This is a genomic window from Halobaculum halobium (genome assembly GCF_030127145.1).
GTDB lineage: Archaea > Halobacteriota > Halobacteria > Halobacteriales > Haloferacaceae > Halobaculum > Halobaculum halobium.
Map to the genome: position 1 here is coordinate 2162145 of NZ_CP126158.1, position 16317 is coordinate 2178461.

A 16317-nucleotide genomic window follows, 5' to 3' on the forward strand; every position below is an offset into this window, starting at 1 on the left:
GTCCGTTCCGTGAGGATTCGACCATGGACAGGACGGACAACGCCCACCGGCTGGTCGAGTGCACCGACTGTGACGCCCTCGCGGTCGGCGGGGACGAAATCCGGTGTTGCGGGTCCGCGATGACCCCGGCGGGCCGGCACGCCAACGGCCCGGGCGACGGGTCGCCGCCGGCGTCGGACTCCGACGACCCTCCTGGGCCGGATCTGGACGACCTCCTCCGGGTCGTGTTCGGGATGTCGCCGGCGGAGTTGGACGTGTGCCTGTGCGTGATGGAGGACGGGACCCTCACCGTCGCGGAGCTGACCGAGCGCGTCGGCTACGACCGCAGCGTCGTGGCCCGCCACCTCAACCACCTCGCGGCGCTGGGCGTCGTTGAGAAGCGCAGACAGATCCTCGACCGCGGCGGCGACGCGTACGTCTACTCGCCGAAGTCGCCCGGGACGGTCCGGCGCCGCTTCCGCGAGTCGTTCCTTCAGTGGGCCGCCGGCGCGGCCGACCGCATCGACGACCTGAGCCGCGAGAAGGTCGAGGCGATCGCGGAGGCCGGGTCGGCGACCGAGTGGACCGTCTTCCGAGAGCCGTAGCCGCCGGGATCGGGCCGAGCCGATCAGCGGACCAAGCCGATCGGCGACTCGATCGCCCCCGATCCAACCGGTGGATCAGATCGAGCCGTCGACGGCGACGTAGGCGCCTCCCAGGACCAAGCCGTAGACCGCGTGCCACAGGAGCGACGGCGGCGCGAAGTTGGGGAACGGCGGGCTCGCCGGCGACCCCACCGCACCCAGCCACAGCGGCATGAGCAGCGCGGCCAGGACGACCCAGACGGCGACGCCCCAACCGACACCGAGCCCGGCGACCTCGCCGGTCGAGTCGAGGTCGAGGGCGCCGGCGATCCCGGCGAATGCGACACCCAGTACTGCCCCGTGTGAGACGTGAACGACCATCCCCACGCCCGTGTTCGGCGGCGGCGCGAGCCCGTACAGCGACGGGATCGCCACCGCGATCACCGCCGCGTTCATCGCGAGCATCAGCGCCCCCATGACCAGGCCGCCGGCGATCCCGCCGACGACACCGGCGCGCCAGTTTCCGGGTAGCGATTCGGTTCCGTGTGTGGTCTCGGTTGTCGTCGACATGCGCACCCCGAAATCATTCGCTCACGTACATCATGGCCCGTCGGCTGTTCGGAGCGCCGACGCGACGGCGACGGATTGATATAGGAGGTCGGCCGCTTCGGCGATTTCCCTCGTCGCCGTCGCGTGTGGCTGCCGCTGCGAGCGTGTCCGCCGCTGCGGGCGCGTCGAAGAACTGACCGACGGCAGGTCCGCGGGTCGCGACGCCGACCGCTCGTCGGTCGGCGCGTCAGTCCCGCGACTCCCGACCTCAGAACGTGATGATCTCGTAGTCGTCGTCGACGAGACTCCGGATGCTGGGGTGGCCGTCGTGGTCGTCAAGCGTGGCGAGCCCGGACTCCGCGACGGCGTCCTCGACGCCGAAGGCGCCCGAACAGTAGTCACAGACCGACGTGTCGTCGCGGACCGTCTGGTAGAGTTCGTGGTAATCGCTGTCCTCGTCCTCGAGTTCGGGGATCCACTGCGTCCCCGCGCCGTCGAAGATGAGTTCGAGTTCGTCGCCGTCGTTCTCGGCGAACTCCTTGGCCGCCTCCAGCCCGTTCGCGAGGCGACCGAGATTCTCGTGTCCGTCAGTCCCTGCCAGAATGATGATGGCTGCGTTCGTCATGGCGAATGACTGTACCGCAAGCCGACGGTTAACTCGATTGTGGCCGTGCGGCGGCGGCGCGCTCGGGCGGTGCTTTTATCCAATCTCTCTCGTCGTCGGCGCGAACGACTGTCGGCGTCGCCTCTGTCTCGGATCGCGATAGCGGGCGCAACCTTATTGTCACACGTTATCAATACTCGCGCTATGGGGATCGAATGCGCGATCTGGCGGACCTGTACCGGCGCGGAGGCGGTGGCACGCGCGAGCGACGTGTCGCCGCCGCGGTCGTTCCGCAACCGACCGGTCTGTCGGGCGTGTCTCGACGCGCTCGAGGCCGATCCGACGGTCTCCCTGGAGATCGCAGAGCGGTTCTCGGCGCGGCCCGCCTGACCCGAGGCGAGAACCGCTGTCGATCAGGCGGGGTGTGACGCGTGACCCGTCGCTGTCGGGGAGGCGCAGCCCGATCAGGCGTCCTCGGCTTCGATCTCGCCGTCGGGGTCGTCCGCCGCCTCGAGGAGGAGCACCGCACAGCCCATCAGCGCGACGTTCTTCAGGAAGTTGATCTTGTTCCCCTGGCGTTCGCCGCCCTCCTGCGTCCAGAAGTCGTGGATGACGGGCGTCGTGCTCGCGAAGAACACGAGCACCGCGCCCGCGGCGAGTCGGGGGAACCGCCACAGGAGGATCCCGACGTTCGCGACGAGCAGCATCCCCGTCGCGAACGGAACCATGACGTCGGGCATCGGGACCCCCTTCTCCTCTGCGATCCCCACGCGCTTGTCGTTGTTCCGGAAGCCGTCGATCGCCATGTACGCGAGGATCCCGGCGTACATGAGTCGGCCGAGTCGGGAGGGAGCGTCGCCACCCATCTCAGATCGCCTCGATCCGGCTCACGTTCGTCTCGACGCGCCCGACAGTCTGGTACTCGCCGTCGTCGCCGCGGCGGATGATCCGGCCCTCCACGTCGTCGCGGGCGTCGGGCACGTCGAACAGCCCCGAGCCGCACAGCACGTCGCCCTCGTGGACGGTCCACGTCTCGATCACCTCGTGGGGCTCGCCGGGGTACGGCACGCGCTCGAAGTCGCGCCCGAAGTTGGTCGACTCGAACAGCGCCGTCTCGTGTTCGTCGTTCACCCACGCGGGCGGCGCCTCCTCGCCGCCGCAGAAGAACACCGTCCCGTCGTGGACGAACACCCGGCGGATGTACGAGAAGTCGTTTCCGGTGTCGACCCGGCTCCACGAGTCGCCGGCGTCGGTCGTCCGCCAGAGGCCGCCCTCGCCGACCGCGTGGCCGAGGCCGAGGTTCTCCAGGTCGTGGTCCAGATAGCCCGCCGTCGCGAGCCACACGTCCTCGGAGATGGGGAGGATCTGGTGGATGTCGTCGACGATGGTGTCGCGGCGGTCGCGCCACGTCTGTCCCGCGTCGTCGCTCAGGTGGATCCCGCCGGCCTCGACGCCGGCGATGAGGCGCTCGGGGCGGCCCGGCACGGCTTCGAGCGCGCGCAACCGGGCGTAGTGAGGATCGATCGGCGACTCCCAGTGGCCCCGCGAGGGGAGGTCGCGAAAGCCCTTCAGCTCCGACCACGTCTCGCCCTCGTCGACCGAGCGGAACACGTACGGGTCGTTGGTGCCGGCGTACCACGCGCCGTCGCGGGTCGCCAGGATCGACCACACCTCGCTTTGCCCGGCGTGCCAGAACCGGTCGCCGAGCGGGACGCCGAGATCGGTCCAGGTGTCGCCGCCGTCGGTCGACCGGAACGCCCCTTCCGAGGAGGCCACGAACACGCCCTCGGCGTGATCGAACGTGCGGACCGCGGTGACGACACCGCACTCCAGCACGTGCTCCGGATCGTCTCGTTCGAACGGAACGTCGTCGACGCGGTACAGCCCCGCGTCGGTTCCGATCAACAGTGACATATCGAGTGGCAACGCACCCCAGATAATAAATATTTACCAAACTGTAAACCGCTAAGTGCCGCCGCGATCATCGTCGATGCACCGACTCCGGCGGCTCCCACGCCGCCCCACGTGCCGCACCCGGTACCCCATACCCGACACCGTGTGACCCACTTCCCATGACCGACACTTACCCCACCGCTCGCCCGACGGACGCGACGTACCTGAACGAGGATCTCGACCTGCCGACGGAGCTGTTGAACACGCCCTGGATCGACGGCCACAATCACGCGCACACGCTCTCGTACGAGGACCGCGAGCGGTACGCCCTCTCGGGGTGTGCCGGGATGGTGATGGTCTCCTCGGGCTACCACTGGACGCCGTACAAGCCCGTCCGCGCGTCGGACATCCGGTACCTCTGGGACGACGCAATCAACCGCCGCGCGGCTATCGAGCGCAACCACTTCTTCGAGGCGAGGCTCGGCCTCGGCGTCCACACCGGCGTCCGGATCGAGGACCCCGACGCGGTGCTGTCGGCGATGGACGAGTACTGCGAGCTTGACGAGGTCGCGGTCGTCGGCGAGACCGGCGTTACGCCGAGCCAACACGTCGAGGCGTGGGACCTGGACGAGCAGCGCGCCGTCGTCGAGGCGCAGTTGGCGATCGCCGCCGACCACGACCTCCCGGCGATCCTCCACACGCCGAACACGTCGCCGCCGGCGAAGCGCTCCTACCGCCCCGAACTCGGCACCCCGGGCTACGAGAAGAACCCCGGACTGGGGACCGAACCCGTGATCGACGGCGACAACCCCGCGCTGGAAGCCGTGAAGATCGACGTGGAGGCGGCCCACGACGCCGGCCTCCCCGAAGACCGGGTGATCGCCTCCCACGCCGACGAGAACAACACGGCGTACCTGATGGAGGAGACCGACTGCTACCTCAGCTACACTATCGGCCACTCGTGGCTCGTCGGCGTCGACGCCGCGACCGTCGCGAACGCGATCGACGAGTACGGCCCCGAGCGGATCATGATCGACACCGACTGCGCCAACGTCCTCCGAACGGACCCGTACGCGATCAAGCGGGCGATGTTCGAACTGTACCGCTACGGCATCGACGTGGAGGACATCCGGACCGTCGTGTGGGAGAATCCGAAGCAGGTGCTCGGGTTCGGGGAGTAAGAACGGATCGCGGTCCGCGGGTCGGCCCAGGTTGACACCGTCGCGGTCGGATCGCGGTTCGCCTCGCTCGACCGGAGTATCGCCGTCGCCTACCGATACTCGCAGTCGTTCGTCAGTTCGCCCAGTCCCTCCACGCCGATCGTGACGGTGTCGCCGTCCTCCAGCAACACCGGCGGCTCGCGGTAGACGCCGACGCCCGGCGGCGTCCCCGTGAAGATGAGATCGCCGGGATTCAGCGTGAACGCCTGACTACAGAAGGAGACCAGCTCGTCGATCCCGAAGATGAGCTGGTCGGTCGAGGAGTCCTGCAGGCGCTCGCCGTTCACCTCGGCGTAGATGTCGAGGTCGTGCGGGTCGTCGACCTCGTCGGCCGTCACCAGCTCCGGCCCGACCGGGGCGAACCCGTCGAGGCTCTTCCCGCGGACCCACTGGCCGTCGCCGTGCTGGAGGTCGCGGGCGGACACGTCGTTGCCGACGAGGTAGCCCGCGACGTGCTCCATCGCCTCGTCCTCGTCAACGCGGCGGGCCTCCTCGCCGATCACGACGACGAGTTCCGCCTCGTAATCGACCTTCTGTGTGTAGTCGGGGTCCCAGCCGATCGCGTCGTCCGGGCCCGCGACGGTCGTCGGGAACTTCGAGAACAACACCGGCGTCTCGGGGATCTCGTTGCCGCCCTCCTCGGCGTGATCGCGGTAGTTCAGCCCGACGCAGACCACCTTCTCGGGGTCGCTCACGGGCGCGTGCCTGTTCACTTCGGCGGCGTCGTACAGGCCGGTGCCGGTCTCCTCGGCGTACTCGACGGCCAGCTCGGCCTTTCGTCGCCACTGCCAGTTCGCGAGCAGGTCAACGGTCCCGTCCGGAATCTCGACCCCCGCAGCCGCGCCGGCTTCCGGGAGGCGAACGATCGTGTCGTCGTCGAGGACGGCGCCGGTCCACGCGGCGTCGCCCTCGGGTGTGCTGTATTGTCCAAATCGCATGTGTGTCTGTGAACGCGTTCGGTGGGGAGCCTGCTGTCGTCGTGCCCGGTTCAGAGGTCGATCCCGGCCTCGTCGATGAGTCGGTAGCCCGATTCGACGAACCGGTCGAACTCGGAGTGGACGAGGTCGTTCGTCAGCTCGCCGTCCCGCTTGACCGGCTCGCCGTCGACGAGCACGGTGTCGATGTGCGAGGGGTCAGACTGGAAGACGATCGTCTGCACCGCCGAGTGCGACGGCGCGGTCATGAAGTCGTTCGCGTCGAGCACCACGAGGTCCGCGCGCTTGCCCGGCGTGAGCGTCCCGATTTCGTCGTCCAGCCCGAGCGCGCGGGCGCCCTCGATCGTCGCCATCTCCAGCGTGTCGCGGGCGGTGAGCCCGAGTTCGGTGACCTCCTCGCCGGTCTCGAGGACCTCCTGGTTGCGGAACATCCGCTGGACCTGCATCCCGATCCGCATCTGGCTGCCCATGTCGCCGCTGATGTTCGAGCAGACGTCGACGCCCCACGTCGGGCGCCCGCCCGCCTCCAGCACCTTCCCGGTGACGGGGATGCCGTGGCCCATCTGCATCTCGACTTCCGGCGTCGAGGAGAAGGAGACGCCCTGCTCGACGGCGTGGTCGATGTCCGCTTGCGTGAAGTGGTTCCCGTGGGCGACGTTCACGTCCGGGCCGAGCATGTCCGTGAGGGCGCCGAAGCCCTGGTACTCGGGGTTGTACTCCGAGGAGGTCCACTGCGCGGCGCCCATGTGGATGGTCGAGAGCGCGTCCAACTCCCGCGCGAGTTCCAGGTCGGCACGAGCCGTCTCGTCGGTGCAGAAATCCGGTCCTCGGAGCCCGAGCGCCAGGCTGAGCAGGTCGTCGTCGCGGATCTTCTCCTCGTTGAGCTCGCGGATGTTCTCCTCCGGGAGCCCGACGTCGCTGTCGTACCACCACTTCGCCGCGTCGTCGCCCGGCGGGCCGTAGGTGTACACGGCGCGCAACCCGGCGTCCTGCAGCGCGTCGACGGCTCGCTCGCCGTGTTCGAGCGTGTTGGGGTACGACCAGTCGAGGGCGGTGGTCGTTCCCGTGTACAGCTTCTCGAAGGCGCCGAAGAGGCCGCCGAGGTACATGTCCTCGGGTCGGTAGAGCCCGGTGATGTTGCCGAGCATGTGGTCGAAGTACTCGTTCATCAGCGACCAGTCCCCGGCGATGCCCCTGACTTGGGTCTGTGCGAGGTGAATGTGTGAGTCGACGAGTCCGGGGAAGACGATCTTCCCCGAGGCGTCGATCACGTCGGCGTTCGCGTCCGAGAGGTCCTCGCCGACCTCGACGATCTCGCCGTCTTCGATCAGCACGTCGCCGCCGTCGACCTCGCCGATGTCCGGGTCGAGGGTGACGATCGTGCCATCCTTGATGATCGTTTGTGCCATGTCCATCGACAACATGGGTGTGTGGGTATGAAAGTATTACCATCTGGTAAACCACGGGCGGCCGCGGCGAGACAAAGTGCTATATGTGGCTCGGCGCAATCTCCCGGCAATGAGCAAGTCGGACGAGGGGTCCGTTCCCGCGGACACTCGCGAGGATATCATGGAGGCGACGTTCCGCGCCCTCAGCGAGCACGGCTACTCCGCCCTCCGCATGCGCGACATCGGCGAGGAGATGGAGATGACGCGCCAGGTGATCCACTACCACTACGAGGGGAAGCAGGACCTCATGTCGAGCTTCCTCGAGTACATCATCGACCAGTACGAGGGGAGCGTCGAGGTCGACGGCGACGCCCCGCCGCGGGAGGAACTGGAGGCCCGCGTCCACCAGTGCCTGTTCGGCCCCGGGTTCGAGGAGTTCTCCCACTGGGACCGGATGAAAGTGTACCACGAGCTGTTCACCCACGCACAGAACGACGAGGAACACCGCGCCATCTTCAACGAGCACTACGGCCGCATCCGCGGCAGCATCACCGAGGTCGTCGAGGATGGCATCGAGCGGGGCGTCTTCCGCGAGACCGACCCCGAGCGGGCGGGCCAGCTCATCACCGACATCATCCACGCCGCCCGCGGCCGCAAGCTCTCGCTGGGTCACGAGGACGCCCCCGAACAGGCGTGGCGCTCCATCGACGAGTTCGTCGTCGACTCGCTGGTCGCCGACGGCGTCGACTCCGACGACTGATCGGTCTCCCCCGGCACGACCGCCTGCTCCCCGTGCGCTCGCGCTCACTCGTCGATCACCCGCAGCCGCGGCTGTCTCTCGTCGTCGCCGTCGCGGAGGTCGAACGCCCCCGCGAACGCGACGCGGTCGCCGACGGCCGCCTCGCCGTCGACCTGCGCGATCAGACGCACGCCGTCGAAGTCGGCCAGCGCGAGCCGATTCGGCGCTCGAACGTCGCCGGGCGTCACCTCGACGCGGGTCACGGCCCGCACCGCTCCTCACCGAGTTCCGCAGTCGCGTGCGACGACGGCTCGCTCCCGCAGTCGGGGCACTGCGGCTTGGTGTAGTACCAGCGGCGCCCGCACTCGCGACAGCCGAACGCGCGGTCGGCCGGTGGATCGCCGTCGCGGTCGTCGGCTCCCGCCCCCGATCCGCAGTCGTCGGCCCTCGTCCCCGGCCCGCGGTCGTGCCCGCTCATGCTTCGAGCATCGTGCAAACGCTGTTGTTCCCGAACCCGGCGACGTTGATCGCGAGCCCCCGCGCGGCCCCGTCGACGCGCCGCTCGTCGGAGAGGTCGCCGCGCAACTGCCACACGAGTTCGACGATCTGTGAGATCCCGGTCGCCCCCAGCGGGTGGCCGCGGGCCTTCAACCCGCCTCCGGGGTTCACCGGAAGCGCGCCGTCCAGCGCCGTCTCCCCGTCCATCGTCGCCTCCCATGCGGTCCCGGGCTCGTAGAAGCCCAGTTCCTCCAGTTCGATCAGCTCCAGCACGGTGAACGCGTCGTGGATGCACGCCACGTCCACGTCGTCGGGGGTGACGCCCGCGGCGTCGAACAGGCGCTCGCCGGCAACCCGGACGCTCTCGATGGCCAGCGGGTCCGGCCGCTCGGCGACCGGGTGGGTACCGGTCGCGCTCGCGTGGGCCGTCACTCGGACGGCGTGATCGGTGTCGGCAACGGAATCGCCGCGCATCACGACGACCGCGGCCGCGCCGTCGCTCATCGGGCAGCAGTCGTACAGCCTGAGCGGCTCGGCGACGACCGGCGAGTCGAGCGCCTCCCCGACGGCGACTTCGCGGCGGAACTGCGCGACCTCGTTGGCGACGGCGTTGCGGTGGTTCTTGGCAGCGACGGCCGCCAGCGCCTCCCGCGGAGCGTCGTAGCGGTCGAGGTACGCGCCGGCCGCCAGCCCGCCGAACGACGGGAGCGTGAGCCCCTGCGCGTACTCGCGGGAGTGCGTGAGCCTGCTGATGGCGTCGGTCACCCGGGAGGTGTCGGCGGCGGACATCCGCTCGGCGCCGACGACGAGCGCGACCTCCGAGGCGCCGCTCGCGACCGCCTCGATCCCGCGGTGGACCGCTGTCGCGCCGGTCGCGCTCGTGTTCTCGACGCGGTCGGCGCTGACGCCCTCGATCCCGAGCGCACCCGCGAGGGCGTTCGCGATCCCCGACTGTTGGCCCAGCGCCTCCGCCAGCGCGGTGCCCGCGTGCAGGGAGGTCACGTCGGAGCAGTCGACGCCGGCGTCGTCGACCGCTCGCCGGCACGCAGCCGCCGCCAGGTCGACGAGCGGGCGGTCGTCGGCGGACGTGAATCGAGTCATGCCGACGCCGGGCAACGCGATCTGATACATTAGCTGTCGTCGCTGCCGTCGCCGTCCGCTCCGGTCGCGTCGTCGCTGTCCGCGGCGTCGGCATCGCCGAAGATCCCCGCCGCCTCCAGTTCGTCGAGTTCCGCCTCGGAGTAGCCCAGCTCCGCGAACACCTCGCGGTTGTGCTCGCCGAGCAGCGGCGGCGCCCGGTCGAAGCCGCTCTCGCCGTTGGCGAACTTCAGCGGGTGCTCGATCACCGGTATCTCACCTAACTCTGGGTGTTCGATCTCCGAGACGGCGCCGCGGGCGTCGACCTGCGGGTTGTTCAGCGCCTCCTCGACCTCGTACACCGGGCCGGCGGGGACGCCGCCCTCCTCGGCGATGATCTCGATCCACTCGTCGGTCGTCTTCTCGGTGAGCGTCGCCTCGATCTCGGCTTCGAGGGCGTCCTGGTGTTCGACGCGGTCGGCGTTCTGCGCGAACCGGTCGTCCGCCGGGAGGTCCTCGCGGTCGATCACCGCACACAGTTCGTGCCACAGCTTCTCGTTGAGGATGCAGACGTTGATGTACCCGTCCTCCGTCTCGAACGTCTGATAGGGGGCGAGGACGGGGTCCTTCGTCCCCATGCGCCTGGGCTCCTCGTCGGCGAAGACCATGCCGGCCTGCTTCGTGAGCCACGGCAGCGTCGCCTCCAACATTCCCAGATCGATGTACTCGCCCTCGCCCGTCTGTTCGCGGCGGTACAGCGAGGCCATCGCGCCGAAGCCCGCCCACATCCCCGTGATCAGGTCGGTCATCGGGACGCCGACCTTCACCGGCTGGCGACCCTCCTCGCCGGTGACGCTCATCAGGCCGCTCATCCCCTGGATGAGCAGGTCGTACCCCGAGCGCTTCGCCCAGGGGCCGGTCTGCCCGAACGCGGATATCGCGAGGTAGATGAGTTGGTCGTTGTACTCAGAGAGCGTGTCGTAGTCGATGTCGAGCCGCTCGGCGGTGCCCGGGCGGTAGTTCTGGACGACCACGTCGGCGTGCTCGACCAACTCGTAGAACGCCTCCTTGGCGCGGTCGTTCTTCAAGTCGAGTTCGAGGCTCTGCTTGCCGTAGTTCACCGTCCAGTAGTAGGGCGACTCGCCTTGGATGAACGGCGGCCCCGAGTGACGGATCGCGTCGCCGTACCCCGGCTGTTCGACTTTGATCACCTCCGCCCCGAGGTTGGCGAGCATCGCCGAGCTGAACCCGCCGGTCACGAACGTCGATAGATCGAGGACCTTCACGCCCTCCAGCATCTTCCCCTGCGTCGATGGTGAATCGGTGTCGGTGTCGGACATTGTGGTGTTCCGTCCTGCGGAGCGTCCGCAGCGTCGTCGCCTCCCGTTTCGTTTACCGCTCGGTAAAGGTTTCGGCGACCGTTCACACGCGTCGTAGATCGGTCAGCGGGCGCTCTGCGTTACCGCTCTAGGTGCCACGCGGCACCGAGCGCCTCGGCGATCGGCGTCGGGTCGGCGACGTGGACGACTCGCAGCGATCGGTTCGCGTTCGCGTCGTCGTCGTTCACCTCCTCGGGATCGGGCACCGTCAGACCGATATCGGACCCGGGATCGTCGTCGGCGCCGTCGACGGCCAGCGTCCGGGTGTCGAACGCGCGGTCGACCGGGTCGCGCTCGACGCTCGCATCGGTCACGGCGGTGCCCTCGAGCCGCGCTCGCGGCTCGCTGAGCAGGCGATCGTACACCACGAGTACGCCGTCGTAGGCGCGGTACTCGACGGTTCCGTAGGCGAGATATCGCCCGGCGGCCCGGACCCCGACGAACGCGAGCAGCGCGAGGGCGGGCCAGGGCATCAGCGACCACGCCCCGATGCCGGCGAAGAAGCCGACGCCGCCCCACGCCACGAGCACCGCGCTCGACAGCGAGTACGTGAGCCCGCGGAACGCCGCGTCGGCGACGGCGACGCGACGAGGCGGCCGCACGGTCGCGAGCGGGTCGCCATCCGGCACCGCGACCGGTTCGGGGTCGATCTCCGTCTCGGCGCTCCCGTAGAGCCGGTAGAACCACCCGCGCCGCTCGGGGTCGCGCTCGATCTGGAGCGTCCGGACGTCGAACGCAAACTTGCCCAGGACGACGAGTCCGAGCACGGCGTCGCCGGCGAGGCCCGACCCCGCGAGCCCCCCGGCGACGAACACGAGCGCTCCGACGGCGAACAGGTGCATGAACGGGCCCAGGAGCACCGACCGCGGGGAGTGATCGCGGTACCCGCCGCCGCGGAAGTAGTCCGCCCACGTTTCGTACCCGCGCCCGGCGACCACGGCCAGCCCGCCCAGCAGCAGCTGTCCGGCCACGGCGTCGGTGATCGTTGGATCCGGCAGCGCGAACACGACGAACGCGACGACCGTCTCCAGCGGGGCGAGGACGCACGCGGTCACGACCAGCGTCGGGAGGTTCCGGAGGTACACCGGCGGGAACGGTCCGGGGAGCGCGATCGCTCCGCGCGCGGTCTGGAACGGCCCGAACAGCCGCGAGTCGTCGTCGAGCGCGTTGTTCGGTCGCTTGGCCGCGAAGGGTATCTTCGGGATCGCCCACCAGACGCCGGCGATCACGTCGAGGGCGAACACGCCCAGCAGGACCGTCGTCGACCACCCGAGCGCGAGGACGCCGATCGGGGTGAGGAGGTTCGACGCGAGCACCGCGATGGGACCGGATCGCGAGATGGAGCGATCGGAGCGGCCGGATCGCACACACGGCGGTCACCGCGGACCGGCAAACGTGCTGTGGTTCGTCTCGAACCCGAGAGGCGGAAACGAGCGGGAGGAGCGTGCCCGGTTATTCCTTCGGGAGCCGTGCGACGAACTCGCCGGGACCGCGCTGTTCGACCTCGTAGCCGTCGGCGTCGAAGTCGTCGACCTCGGCGTCGAACTCGTAGAACAGCGGCTGCGGGTCGTGGTCGTTTACCAGTTCCAGCGACTCGCCGGCGTCGAGGTCGGCGAACGCGTCGTGGATGGTCGGGTGGCGCTTCGCGGGCGGGATGTCACGAACGTCGAGCGTCTCTGCTGGCATGTGCTCTCCCGTCGGAGCGCAGGCGAGGTAGCCTTCCCCCCGAACGTCTTCGGATCCGCTCCGGTGGTCAGTCACTCGCGTTCGACGGTGACGCGCCACTCGTTCTCGCCCGCCCGCGTGGCCCGGTAGGTGAACCCCAGTCGATCGAGTTCCGCATACAGCGGCTCGGGCTCGAAGCTGTTGACGATTACCAGTGTCCCGTCGCCCTCGAGGTCGGCCAGCGCGCTCGTGATGGGCTCGAACGGCGGCGCGTCGGTCTCGCGCACGTCGAGCACGCGGGGTGCGTCGGCGTCGATGGCGGATCCGGCCTCAGTTCCGGCGCTGGTACCGTCGGCATCGGTGTCGGCGTGGGCCATGCTCGGTCGTTCGCGACGGACCGGATTGGTCGTTCGGCCGATGATGTTCGCCCCGGGCGGTCGCCAACGCCGTGGCCGAGCGGTCGAACTCACGCGACGGATAGCATGGCCGTCGGCGACGAAGTTGACGTGGGATGACGTTCGCCGCGCCGGCATCGACCGGGTCGCTGTGGGTCCGCCCGGGAACTCCGACCGCGACCCGGCAGCCTCGGCTGGCGTCTGCGCTCGCAAACGAGCCGTTCGGAGCCGGCGGCGTTCGCGGACGGGTCCGGGCGAATCGTCTATTTCCAGTGACAGATTCATGTAGTTCCCGCCCGTACCACGATCGCATGTCGATAGCAGTCGCAACTCCGAACGGCGGACTCCCGTTGCAGGTAACACAGTCAGAGGTGTTCTCCCGGATCCAAGGTGACGTGCTGTTGAGTTCCTCGCTCTGGGCGAATATCGCGCTCGCGGGGCTGTCCGCGCTCCTGTTCGTGTACATGGGACGACGGGTGTCCTCGCCCAGGGCGAAGCTGATCTGGGGGGCGACCCTGATGATCCCGCTGGTGTCGATCTCCAGTTACACGGGCCTCGTCTCCGGGCTCACGGTGGGACTGATCGAGATGCCCGCTGGCCACGCGCTCGCCGGCGAGGAGGTGCTGAGCCAGTGGGGGCGATACCTCACGTGGGCGCTGTCGACGCCGATGATCCTCCTCGCGCTCGGCCTGCTCGCCGACGTCGACGAGGGGAGCCTGTTCACGGTCATCGCCGCAGACATCGCCATGTGTATCACCGGGCTGGCGGCCGCACTCGTCACCTCGTCGTACCTCCTGCGGTGGGTGTTCTATCTGATCAGCTGTGCGTTCTTCGCGGTGGTGCTGTACGCCCTGCTGACCGAGTGGGCCAGCGCCGCGACCGCCGCGGGAACCGGCGAGATCTTCGACACCCTGCGGGCGTTGACGGTCGTACTGTGGCTCGGCTACCCGATCGTGTGGGCGCTCGGCGTCGAGGGGTTCGCCGTCATCCAGTCGGTCGGACTCACCTCGTGGGCGTACTCGGGGCTGGACATCCTTGCGAAGTACGTGTTCGCGTTCCTGCTGCTGCGGTGGGTCGCGGCCAACGAGGGAACCGTCGCCGCTCCCAGCACTGCCCCGAGTACGGCTCCCGCCGACGACTGATCGGTAAGCCTCGACGGCCCCCGACGCCCCGTGTGGCGTACGCCCGCTGTTTTCTGGACGCGCCCGCGCTACCGCGTTCCGGCGGTGGTCTCCGTTTCTCGTCCGGGCGCGACGCCCAGTGCCTTCCGTCCGGACAAATCCGACCGACAGCCCCGGAGACGGCGGCCGCGACGTTCGCTACCCCGGGGCCCCGCGGCCCGAGGGAAGGTTCAGGCGCTCGCGCCACGTCGGACCGACCGTGACGACGATCAGCGAGACGTACATCGAGAACCGGGAGCGTATCCAACCGAACGACACGAACAACTACGACACGGCCCACGGCGGGAACGTCGCGAAGTGGATGGACGAGGTCGGCGCGATGTCGGCGATGCGTCACGCGGGCGAGACGTGCGTCACCGCCCGGATCAACAGCCTCGACTTCGAGCGACCGATCCCCCGCGGCGACGTCTGCGTCATCGAGTCGTACGCGTACGCGACTGGACGAACCTCGATCCGCGTTCGACTGCGCGCGTTCCGCGAGGACCCGCGGACCGGCGACCGCGAGCGAACGACCGAGTCGTACTTCGTGTTCGTCGCGGTCGACGACGAGATGCGCCCGACGCCGGTTCCGGACCTGCGGGTCGGCGGTGACCGGTGTCGCGAACTCCGCGACGAGGCGCTCGCGGGCGAGAACAACGGGTAGGGTAGGCAGCAAACGCATTCCGACTCCCTTCAGCCGCTCGACTCCGTTCGCTCAGCCGACCGCAAGCACGGCGGTCATCGACGCGCTGCCCTCGGGTTCGGTCACGCGCACGTCGAACCCGACCGCGAGTAGGGTCGTCTCGCCTGCGCGCTCTTGCACGACGACGCCGTCGACCGCCTCGCAGGCACCGAACGCGCGATTCGGGCCACGCGGGCAGTTCGCGGTCGCCCACGCCGTCGCCGCTGTCCCGTTTCGAGTCACGTCGACGGCGACCGTCTCCGAGAGCCGGGCGGTCTCGATCCCGCGCACGTCGGCGGCGAGCGCGCCGTCGAACGCCGCGACCGCCCGCTCGCGCTCGCTCCACTGATAGCCACTGACAGCGGTCGAGGCGCTCGTCACCGCTCGATCGAGCGCTCGAAGCGCGTCCTCGCCCGGCGTGTCGCGGTCGGCGGTCGCAGCCACGTCCGGGTGTGCGCCGAGCGTGAGGTACGCGAGCGCCATCGGAACCAGCGCGGCGGCGGCGACGGCCGCCGCGAGTAGCACCAACTGTGCGCGGTTGCGCCGTCCGGTTCGGTCGCTCACGCGTACCACACCCACAGCACGACTTCACCGCCGGCAGTCGCGACCGACGCGCGACCGGTTGCCACGCCGTTCGGTCGCTCGAATCCGACCGCGCCGTGCGGCGTCTCCACGCGAAACAGGAGGTTGTCTCCGAGGATCCGACGCACCCGGTCTCGCAGCGCGCCGCGCTCGCGCTCGAACGCCGCCGGCGATCGGCTCACCTCACCGAGTCGCGTGTCGCCGACGTGTCTCGGCGGCTCCTCGGTGAGCACGGTCCCGGCGTCGGCGGCGTACGCGTCGAGTTGCGCCTCCGCGGTCCCCGGCGCGGGCAGCGCCAGTCCGAACGACGCCGCGACCGCAAGCAGGAACGCGACGCCGACGGCGGCCTCGACGACGGGAAGCGAGAGTTGGGCGCGATCGCCGCTGGCCGCGCGCACCCGGTCCGCGCGACGCGCCCGGTCCATCGTTCGACTCGGTGCTCGGCGTTCCTCCTCACGCATCGACCGTCACCTCCAGGGTCGCCTTTCGGATGCGCTCCGGGGCGGTGGTCACCTCGACCGGTCCGGTCGCGTTCGCGTCGAACGAGAGCGTGAGCGTCTCCGATCGGCTCACGGACACTGTTTCAGCACCGCGGAGTCCACCCGGTCGATGGAGGAGAACCCGTCCGTTCGCGCGAACCGTCTCCACGTCCGCCTCGCCGAAGGCGAGCCGCACGCGGTCGGTTCGCCGCGGGAGCGTCACCGCGCTCTCGGCGGCGACGGTTCGGGTGCGCTCGTCGACCGCCGAGACGAGAACGATCCGGCGGAACGAACTGCCGTCGGTCGGATCGCCACGGTCGACGACCGCTCGACCGTCGAGACGAACGACGAATGTGGTGTCCGTCAGCGGCGGCACGAGCGCGACCAGTCGCTCGACGGTGAGCGCATCGAGCGCACTGGCGTTCAGAACGTTCTCGCGGCGGGTCATCGGCGAGTCGGCGGCTGTCAGTCGCTCGGCGCCAGCGACCGCCGCGCGCCGCTCCCCGGCT

Annotated in this window: 22 protein-coding genes; 6 read left to right on the plus strand and 16 right to left on the minus strand. The window is 69.3% G+C overall.

Annotated elements, in window-relative coordinates:
• Positions 1 to 23 precede the first annotated feature (23 nt).
• Complete coding sequence (locus tag P0Y41_RS11205) at positions 24 to 584, plus strand: MarR family transcriptional regulator (protein WP_284061422.1); 561 nt, start codon at positions 24 to 26, stop codon at positions 582 to 584.
• Between the two features lie 75 nt (positions 585 to 659).
• Here the strand turns inward: P0Y41_RS11205 and P0Y41_RS11210 are convergent, their stop codons facing one another.
• Positions 660 to 1133 (minus strand): histidine kinase, encoded by a 474-nt coding sequence (locus P0Y41_RS11210; protein WP_284061423.1) that lies wholly within the window; start codon positions 1131 to 1133, stop codon positions 660 to 662.
• 247 nt (positions 1134 to 1380) lie between these two features.
• Positions 1381 to 1737 (minus strand): hypothetical protein, encoded by a 357-nt coding sequence (locus P0Y41_RS11215; RefSeq protein WP_284061424.1) that lies wholly within the window; start codon positions 1735 to 1737, stop codon positions 1381 to 1383.
• Between the two features lie 183 nt (positions 1738 to 1920).
• Here P0Y41_RS11215 and P0Y41_RS11220 point away from each other — a divergent pair, with 183 nt between their 5' ends.
• Entirely contained in the window at positions 1921 to 2106 is a 186-nt protein-coding gene (locus P0Y41_RS11220; protein ID WP_284061425.1) for a hypothetical protein, read from the plus strand.
• A gap of 74 nt (positions 2107 to 2180) precedes the next feature.
• Here the strand turns inward: P0Y41_RS11220 and P0Y41_RS11225 are convergent, their stop codons facing one another.
• Together P0Y41_RS11225 and P0Y41_RS11230 are read right to left on the minus strand one after the other, a co-directional pair.
• Positions 2181 to 2582, minus strand: coding sequence for a DoxX family protein (locus P0Y41_RS11225; protein ID WP_284061426.1), 402 nt, complete (start codon positions 2580 to 2582; stop codon positions 2181 to 2183).
• Position 2583: 1 nt separating this feature from the next.
• Complete coding sequence (locus P0Y41_RS11230; protein ID WP_284061427.1) at positions 2584 to 3630, minus strand: WD40/YVTN/BNR-like repeat-containing protein; 1047 nt, start codon at positions 3628 to 3630, stop codon at positions 2584 to 2586.
• 158 nt (positions 3631 to 3788) lie between these two features.
• Between P0Y41_RS11230 and P0Y41_RS11235 the strand changes: the two genes are divergently transcribed.
• On the plus strand, positions 3789 to 4790 hold the full coding sequence (locus P0Y41_RS11235) for a TatD family hydrolase (RefSeq protein ID WP_284061428.1): 1002 nt from the start codon (positions 3789 to 3791) through the stop codon (positions 4788 to 4790).
• Between the two features lie 89 nt (positions 4791 to 4879).
• Here P0Y41_RS11235 and P0Y41_RS11240 read toward each other — a convergent pair whose 3' ends face one another.
• Together P0Y41_RS11240 and P0Y41_RS11245 are read right to left on the minus strand one after the other, a co-directional pair.
• The gene (locus tag P0Y41_RS11240) at positions 4880 to 5767 is read right to left on the minus strand and encodes a fumarylacetoacetate hydrolase family protein (RefSeq protein WP_284061429.1); all 888 of its coding nucleotides are present in this window, start codon (positions 5765 to 5767) and stop codon (positions 4880 to 4882) included.
• Between the two features lie 50 nt (positions 5768 to 5817).
• Positions 5818 to 7173, minus strand: coding sequence for an amidohydrolase family protein (locus P0Y41_RS11245; RefSeq protein ID WP_284061430.1), 1356 nt, complete (start codon positions 7171 to 7173; stop codon positions 5818 to 5820).
• A gap of 109 nt (positions 7174 to 7282) precedes the next feature.
• Between P0Y41_RS11245 and P0Y41_RS11250 the strand changes: the two genes are divergently transcribed.
• Complete coding sequence (locus P0Y41_RS11250) at positions 7283 to 7912, plus strand: TetR/AcrR family transcriptional regulator (RefSeq protein WP_284061431.1); 630 nt, start codon at positions 7283 to 7285, stop codon at positions 7910 to 7912.
• Between the two features lie 44 nt (positions 7913 to 7956).
• On the opposite strand, the gene P0Y41_RS11255 is transcribed toward P0Y41_RS11250, so the two are convergent.
• The 7 genes from P0Y41_RS11255 to P0Y41_RS11285 all read right to left on the minus strand — a co-directional run bounded on the left by P0Y41_RS11255 (position 7957) and on the right by P0Y41_RS11285 (position 12887).
• Positions 7957 to 8154 (minus strand): hypothetical protein, encoded by a 198-nt coding sequence (locus tag P0Y41_RS11255; protein ID WP_284061432.1) that lies wholly within the window; start codon positions 8152 to 8154, stop codon positions 7957 to 7959.
• A complete protein-coding gene (locus P0Y41_RS11260; RefSeq protein ID WP_284061433.1) occupies positions 8151 to 8369 on the minus strand; it encodes a hypothetical protein in 219 nt (72 codons plus the stop codon). Before P0Y41_RS11260 ends, P0Y41_RS11255 begins: the two co-directional genes overlap by 4 nt.
• On the minus strand, positions 8366 to 9520 hold the full coding sequence (locus P0Y41_RS11265) for a thiolase family protein (RefSeq protein WP_284061434.1): 1155 nt from the start codon (positions 9518 to 9520) through the stop codon (positions 8366 to 8368). The genes P0Y41_RS11260 and P0Y41_RS11265 overlap by 4 nt, the downstream gene beginning before the upstream one ends.
• The gene (locus P0Y41_RS11270; RefSeq protein WP_284061435.1) at positions 9520 to 10806 is read right to left on the minus strand and encodes a CaiB/BaiF CoA transferase family protein; all 1287 of its coding nucleotides are present in this window, start codon (positions 10804 to 10806) and stop codon (positions 9520 to 9522) included. Before P0Y41_RS11270 ends, P0Y41_RS11265 begins: the two co-directional genes overlap by 1 nt.
• A gap of 119 nt (positions 10807 to 10925) precedes the next feature.
• The gene (locus P0Y41_RS11275) at positions 10926 to 12212 is read right to left on the minus strand and encodes a DUF6498-containing protein (protein WP_284061436.1); all 1287 of its coding nucleotides are present in this window, start codon (positions 12210 to 12212) and stop codon (positions 10926 to 10928) included.
• An 85-nt stretch (positions 12213 to 12297) separates the two neighbouring features.
• Positions 12298 to 12531 (minus strand): DUF2249 domain-containing protein, encoded by a 234-nt coding sequence (locus P0Y41_RS11280; protein ID WP_284061437.1) that lies wholly within the window; start codon positions 12529 to 12531, stop codon positions 12298 to 12300.
• 71 nt (positions 12532 to 12602) lie between these two features.
• The gene (locus P0Y41_RS11285) at positions 12603 to 12887 is read right to left on the minus strand and encodes a DUF2249 domain-containing protein (RefSeq protein WP_284061438.1); all 285 of its coding nucleotides are present in this window, start codon (positions 12885 to 12887) and stop codon (positions 12603 to 12605) included.
• 335 nt (positions 12888 to 13222) lie between these two features.
• On the opposite strand from P0Y41_RS11285, the gene P0Y41_RS11290 reads away from it, so the two are divergent.
• Together P0Y41_RS11290 and P0Y41_RS11295 are read left to right on the plus strand one after the other, a co-directional pair.
• Positions 13223 to 14047 carry a bacteriorhodopsin gene (locus tag P0Y41_RS11290; RefSeq protein ID WP_390215444.1) on the plus strand — a complete coding sequence of 275 codons (825 nt, stop codon included), beginning with the start codon at positions 13223 to 13225 and terminating at the stop codon, positions 14045 to 14047.
• Between the two features lie 238 nt (positions 14048 to 14285).
• Positions 14286 to 14729 (plus strand): acyl-CoA thioesterase, encoded by a 444-nt coding sequence (locus P0Y41_RS11295; RefSeq protein WP_284061440.1) that lies wholly within the window; start codon positions 14286 to 14288, stop codon positions 14727 to 14729.
• A 51-nt stretch (positions 14730 to 14780) separates the two neighbouring features.
• Here the strand turns inward: P0Y41_RS11295 and P0Y41_RS11300 are convergent, their stop codons facing one another.
• From P0Y41_RS11300 to P0Y41_RS11310, 3 genes are read right to left on the minus strand one after another with little or no spacing between them, the layout of a single operon-like run.
• Positions 14781 to 15311, minus strand: a complete 531-nt coding sequence (locus P0Y41_RS11300; RefSeq protein ID WP_284061441.1) for a DUF7261 family protein — start codon at positions 15309 to 15311, stop codon at positions 14781 to 14783.
• Positions 15308 to 15754: a DUF7262 family protein gene (locus P0Y41_RS11305; RefSeq protein WP_345783208.1), complete on the minus strand. Its 447-nt coding sequence runs from the start codon at positions 15752 to 15754 to the stop codon at positions 15308 to 15310. Before P0Y41_RS11305 ends, P0Y41_RS11300 begins: the two co-directional genes overlap by 4 nt.
• Positions 15755 to 15782: 28 nt before the next feature.
• Positions 15783 to 16256, minus strand: a complete 474-nt coding sequence (locus tag P0Y41_RS11310; protein WP_284061443.1) for a DUF7263 family protein — start codon at positions 16254 to 16256, stop codon at positions 15783 to 15785.
• Positions 16257 to 16317: the final 61 nt, after the last annotated feature.

What these genes read in the sequence shown, in the direction of transcription:
- P0Y41_RS11270 (WP_284061435.1), bottom strand. Translation starts at nt 10,806, where the DNA reads ATGTCCGACACCGACACCGATTCACCATCGACGCAGGGGAAGATGCTG.
- P0Y41_RS11235 (WP_284061428.1), top strand. Translation starts at nt 3,789, where the DNA reads ATGACCGACACTTACCCCACCGCTCGCCCGACGGACGCGACGTACCTG.
- P0Y41_RS11210 (WP_284061423.1), bottom strand. Translation starts at nt 1,133, where the DNA reads ATGTCGACGACAACCGAGACCACACACGGAACCGAATCGCTACCCGGA.
- P0Y41_RS11240 (WP_284061429.1), bottom strand. Translation starts at nt 5,767, where the DNA reads ATGCGATTTGGACAATACAGCACACCCGAGGGCGACGCCGCGTGGACC.
- P0Y41_RS11285 (WP_284061438.1), bottom strand. Translation starts at nt 12,887, where the DNA reads ATGGCCCACGCCGACACCGATGCCGACGGTACCAGCGCCGGAACTGAG.
- P0Y41_RS11265 (WP_284061434.1), bottom strand. Translation starts at nt 9,520, where the DNA reads ATGTATCAGATCGCGTTGCCCGGCGTCGGCATGACTCGATTCACGTCC.
- P0Y41_RS11215 (WP_284061424.1), bottom strand. Translation starts at nt 1,737, where the DNA reads ATGACGAACGCAGCCATCATCATTCTGGCAGGGACTGACGGACACGAG.
- P0Y41_RS11230 (WP_284061427.1), bottom strand. Translation starts at nt 3,630, where the DNA reads ATGTCACTGTTGATCGGAACCGACGCGGGGCTGTACCGCGTCGACGAC.
- P0Y41_RS11305 (WP_345783208.1), bottom strand. Translation starts at nt 15,754, where the DNA reads ATGGACCGGGCGCGTCGCGCGGACCGGGTGCGCGCGGCCAGCGGCGAT.
- P0Y41_RS11220 (WP_284061425.1), top strand. Translation starts at nt 1,921, where the DNA reads ATGGGGATCGAATGCGCGATCTGGCGGACCTGTACCGGCGCGGAGGCG.
- P0Y41_RS11310 (WP_284061443.1), bottom strand. Translation starts at nt 16,256, where the DNA reads ATGACCCGCCGCGAGAACGTTCTGAACGCCAGTGCGCTCGATGCGCTC.
- P0Y41_RS11245 (WP_284061430.1), bottom strand. Translation starts at nt 7,173, where the DNA reads ATGGCACAAACGATCATCAAGGATGGCACGATCGTCACCCTCGACCCG.
- P0Y41_RS11280 (WP_284061437.1), bottom strand. Translation starts at nt 12,531, where the DNA reads ATGCCAGCAGAGACGCTCGACGTTCGTGACATCCCGCCCGCGAAGCGC.
- P0Y41_RS11260 (WP_284061433.1), bottom strand. Translation starts at nt 8,369, where the DNA reads ATGAGCGGGCACGACCGCGGGCCGGGGACGAGGGCCGACGACTGCGGA.
- P0Y41_RS11225 (WP_284061426.1), bottom strand. Translation starts at nt 2,582, where the DNA reads ATGGGTGGCGACGCTCCCTCCCGACTCGGCCGACTCATGTACGCCGGG.
- P0Y41_RS11250 (WP_284061431.1), top strand. Translation starts at nt 7,283, where the DNA reads ATGAGCAAGTCGGACGAGGGGTCCGTTCCCGCGGACACTCGCGAGGAT.
- P0Y41_RS11205 (WP_284061422.1), top strand. Translation starts at nt 24, where the DNA reads ATGGACAGGACGGACAACGCCCACCGGCTGGTCGAGTGCACCGACTGT.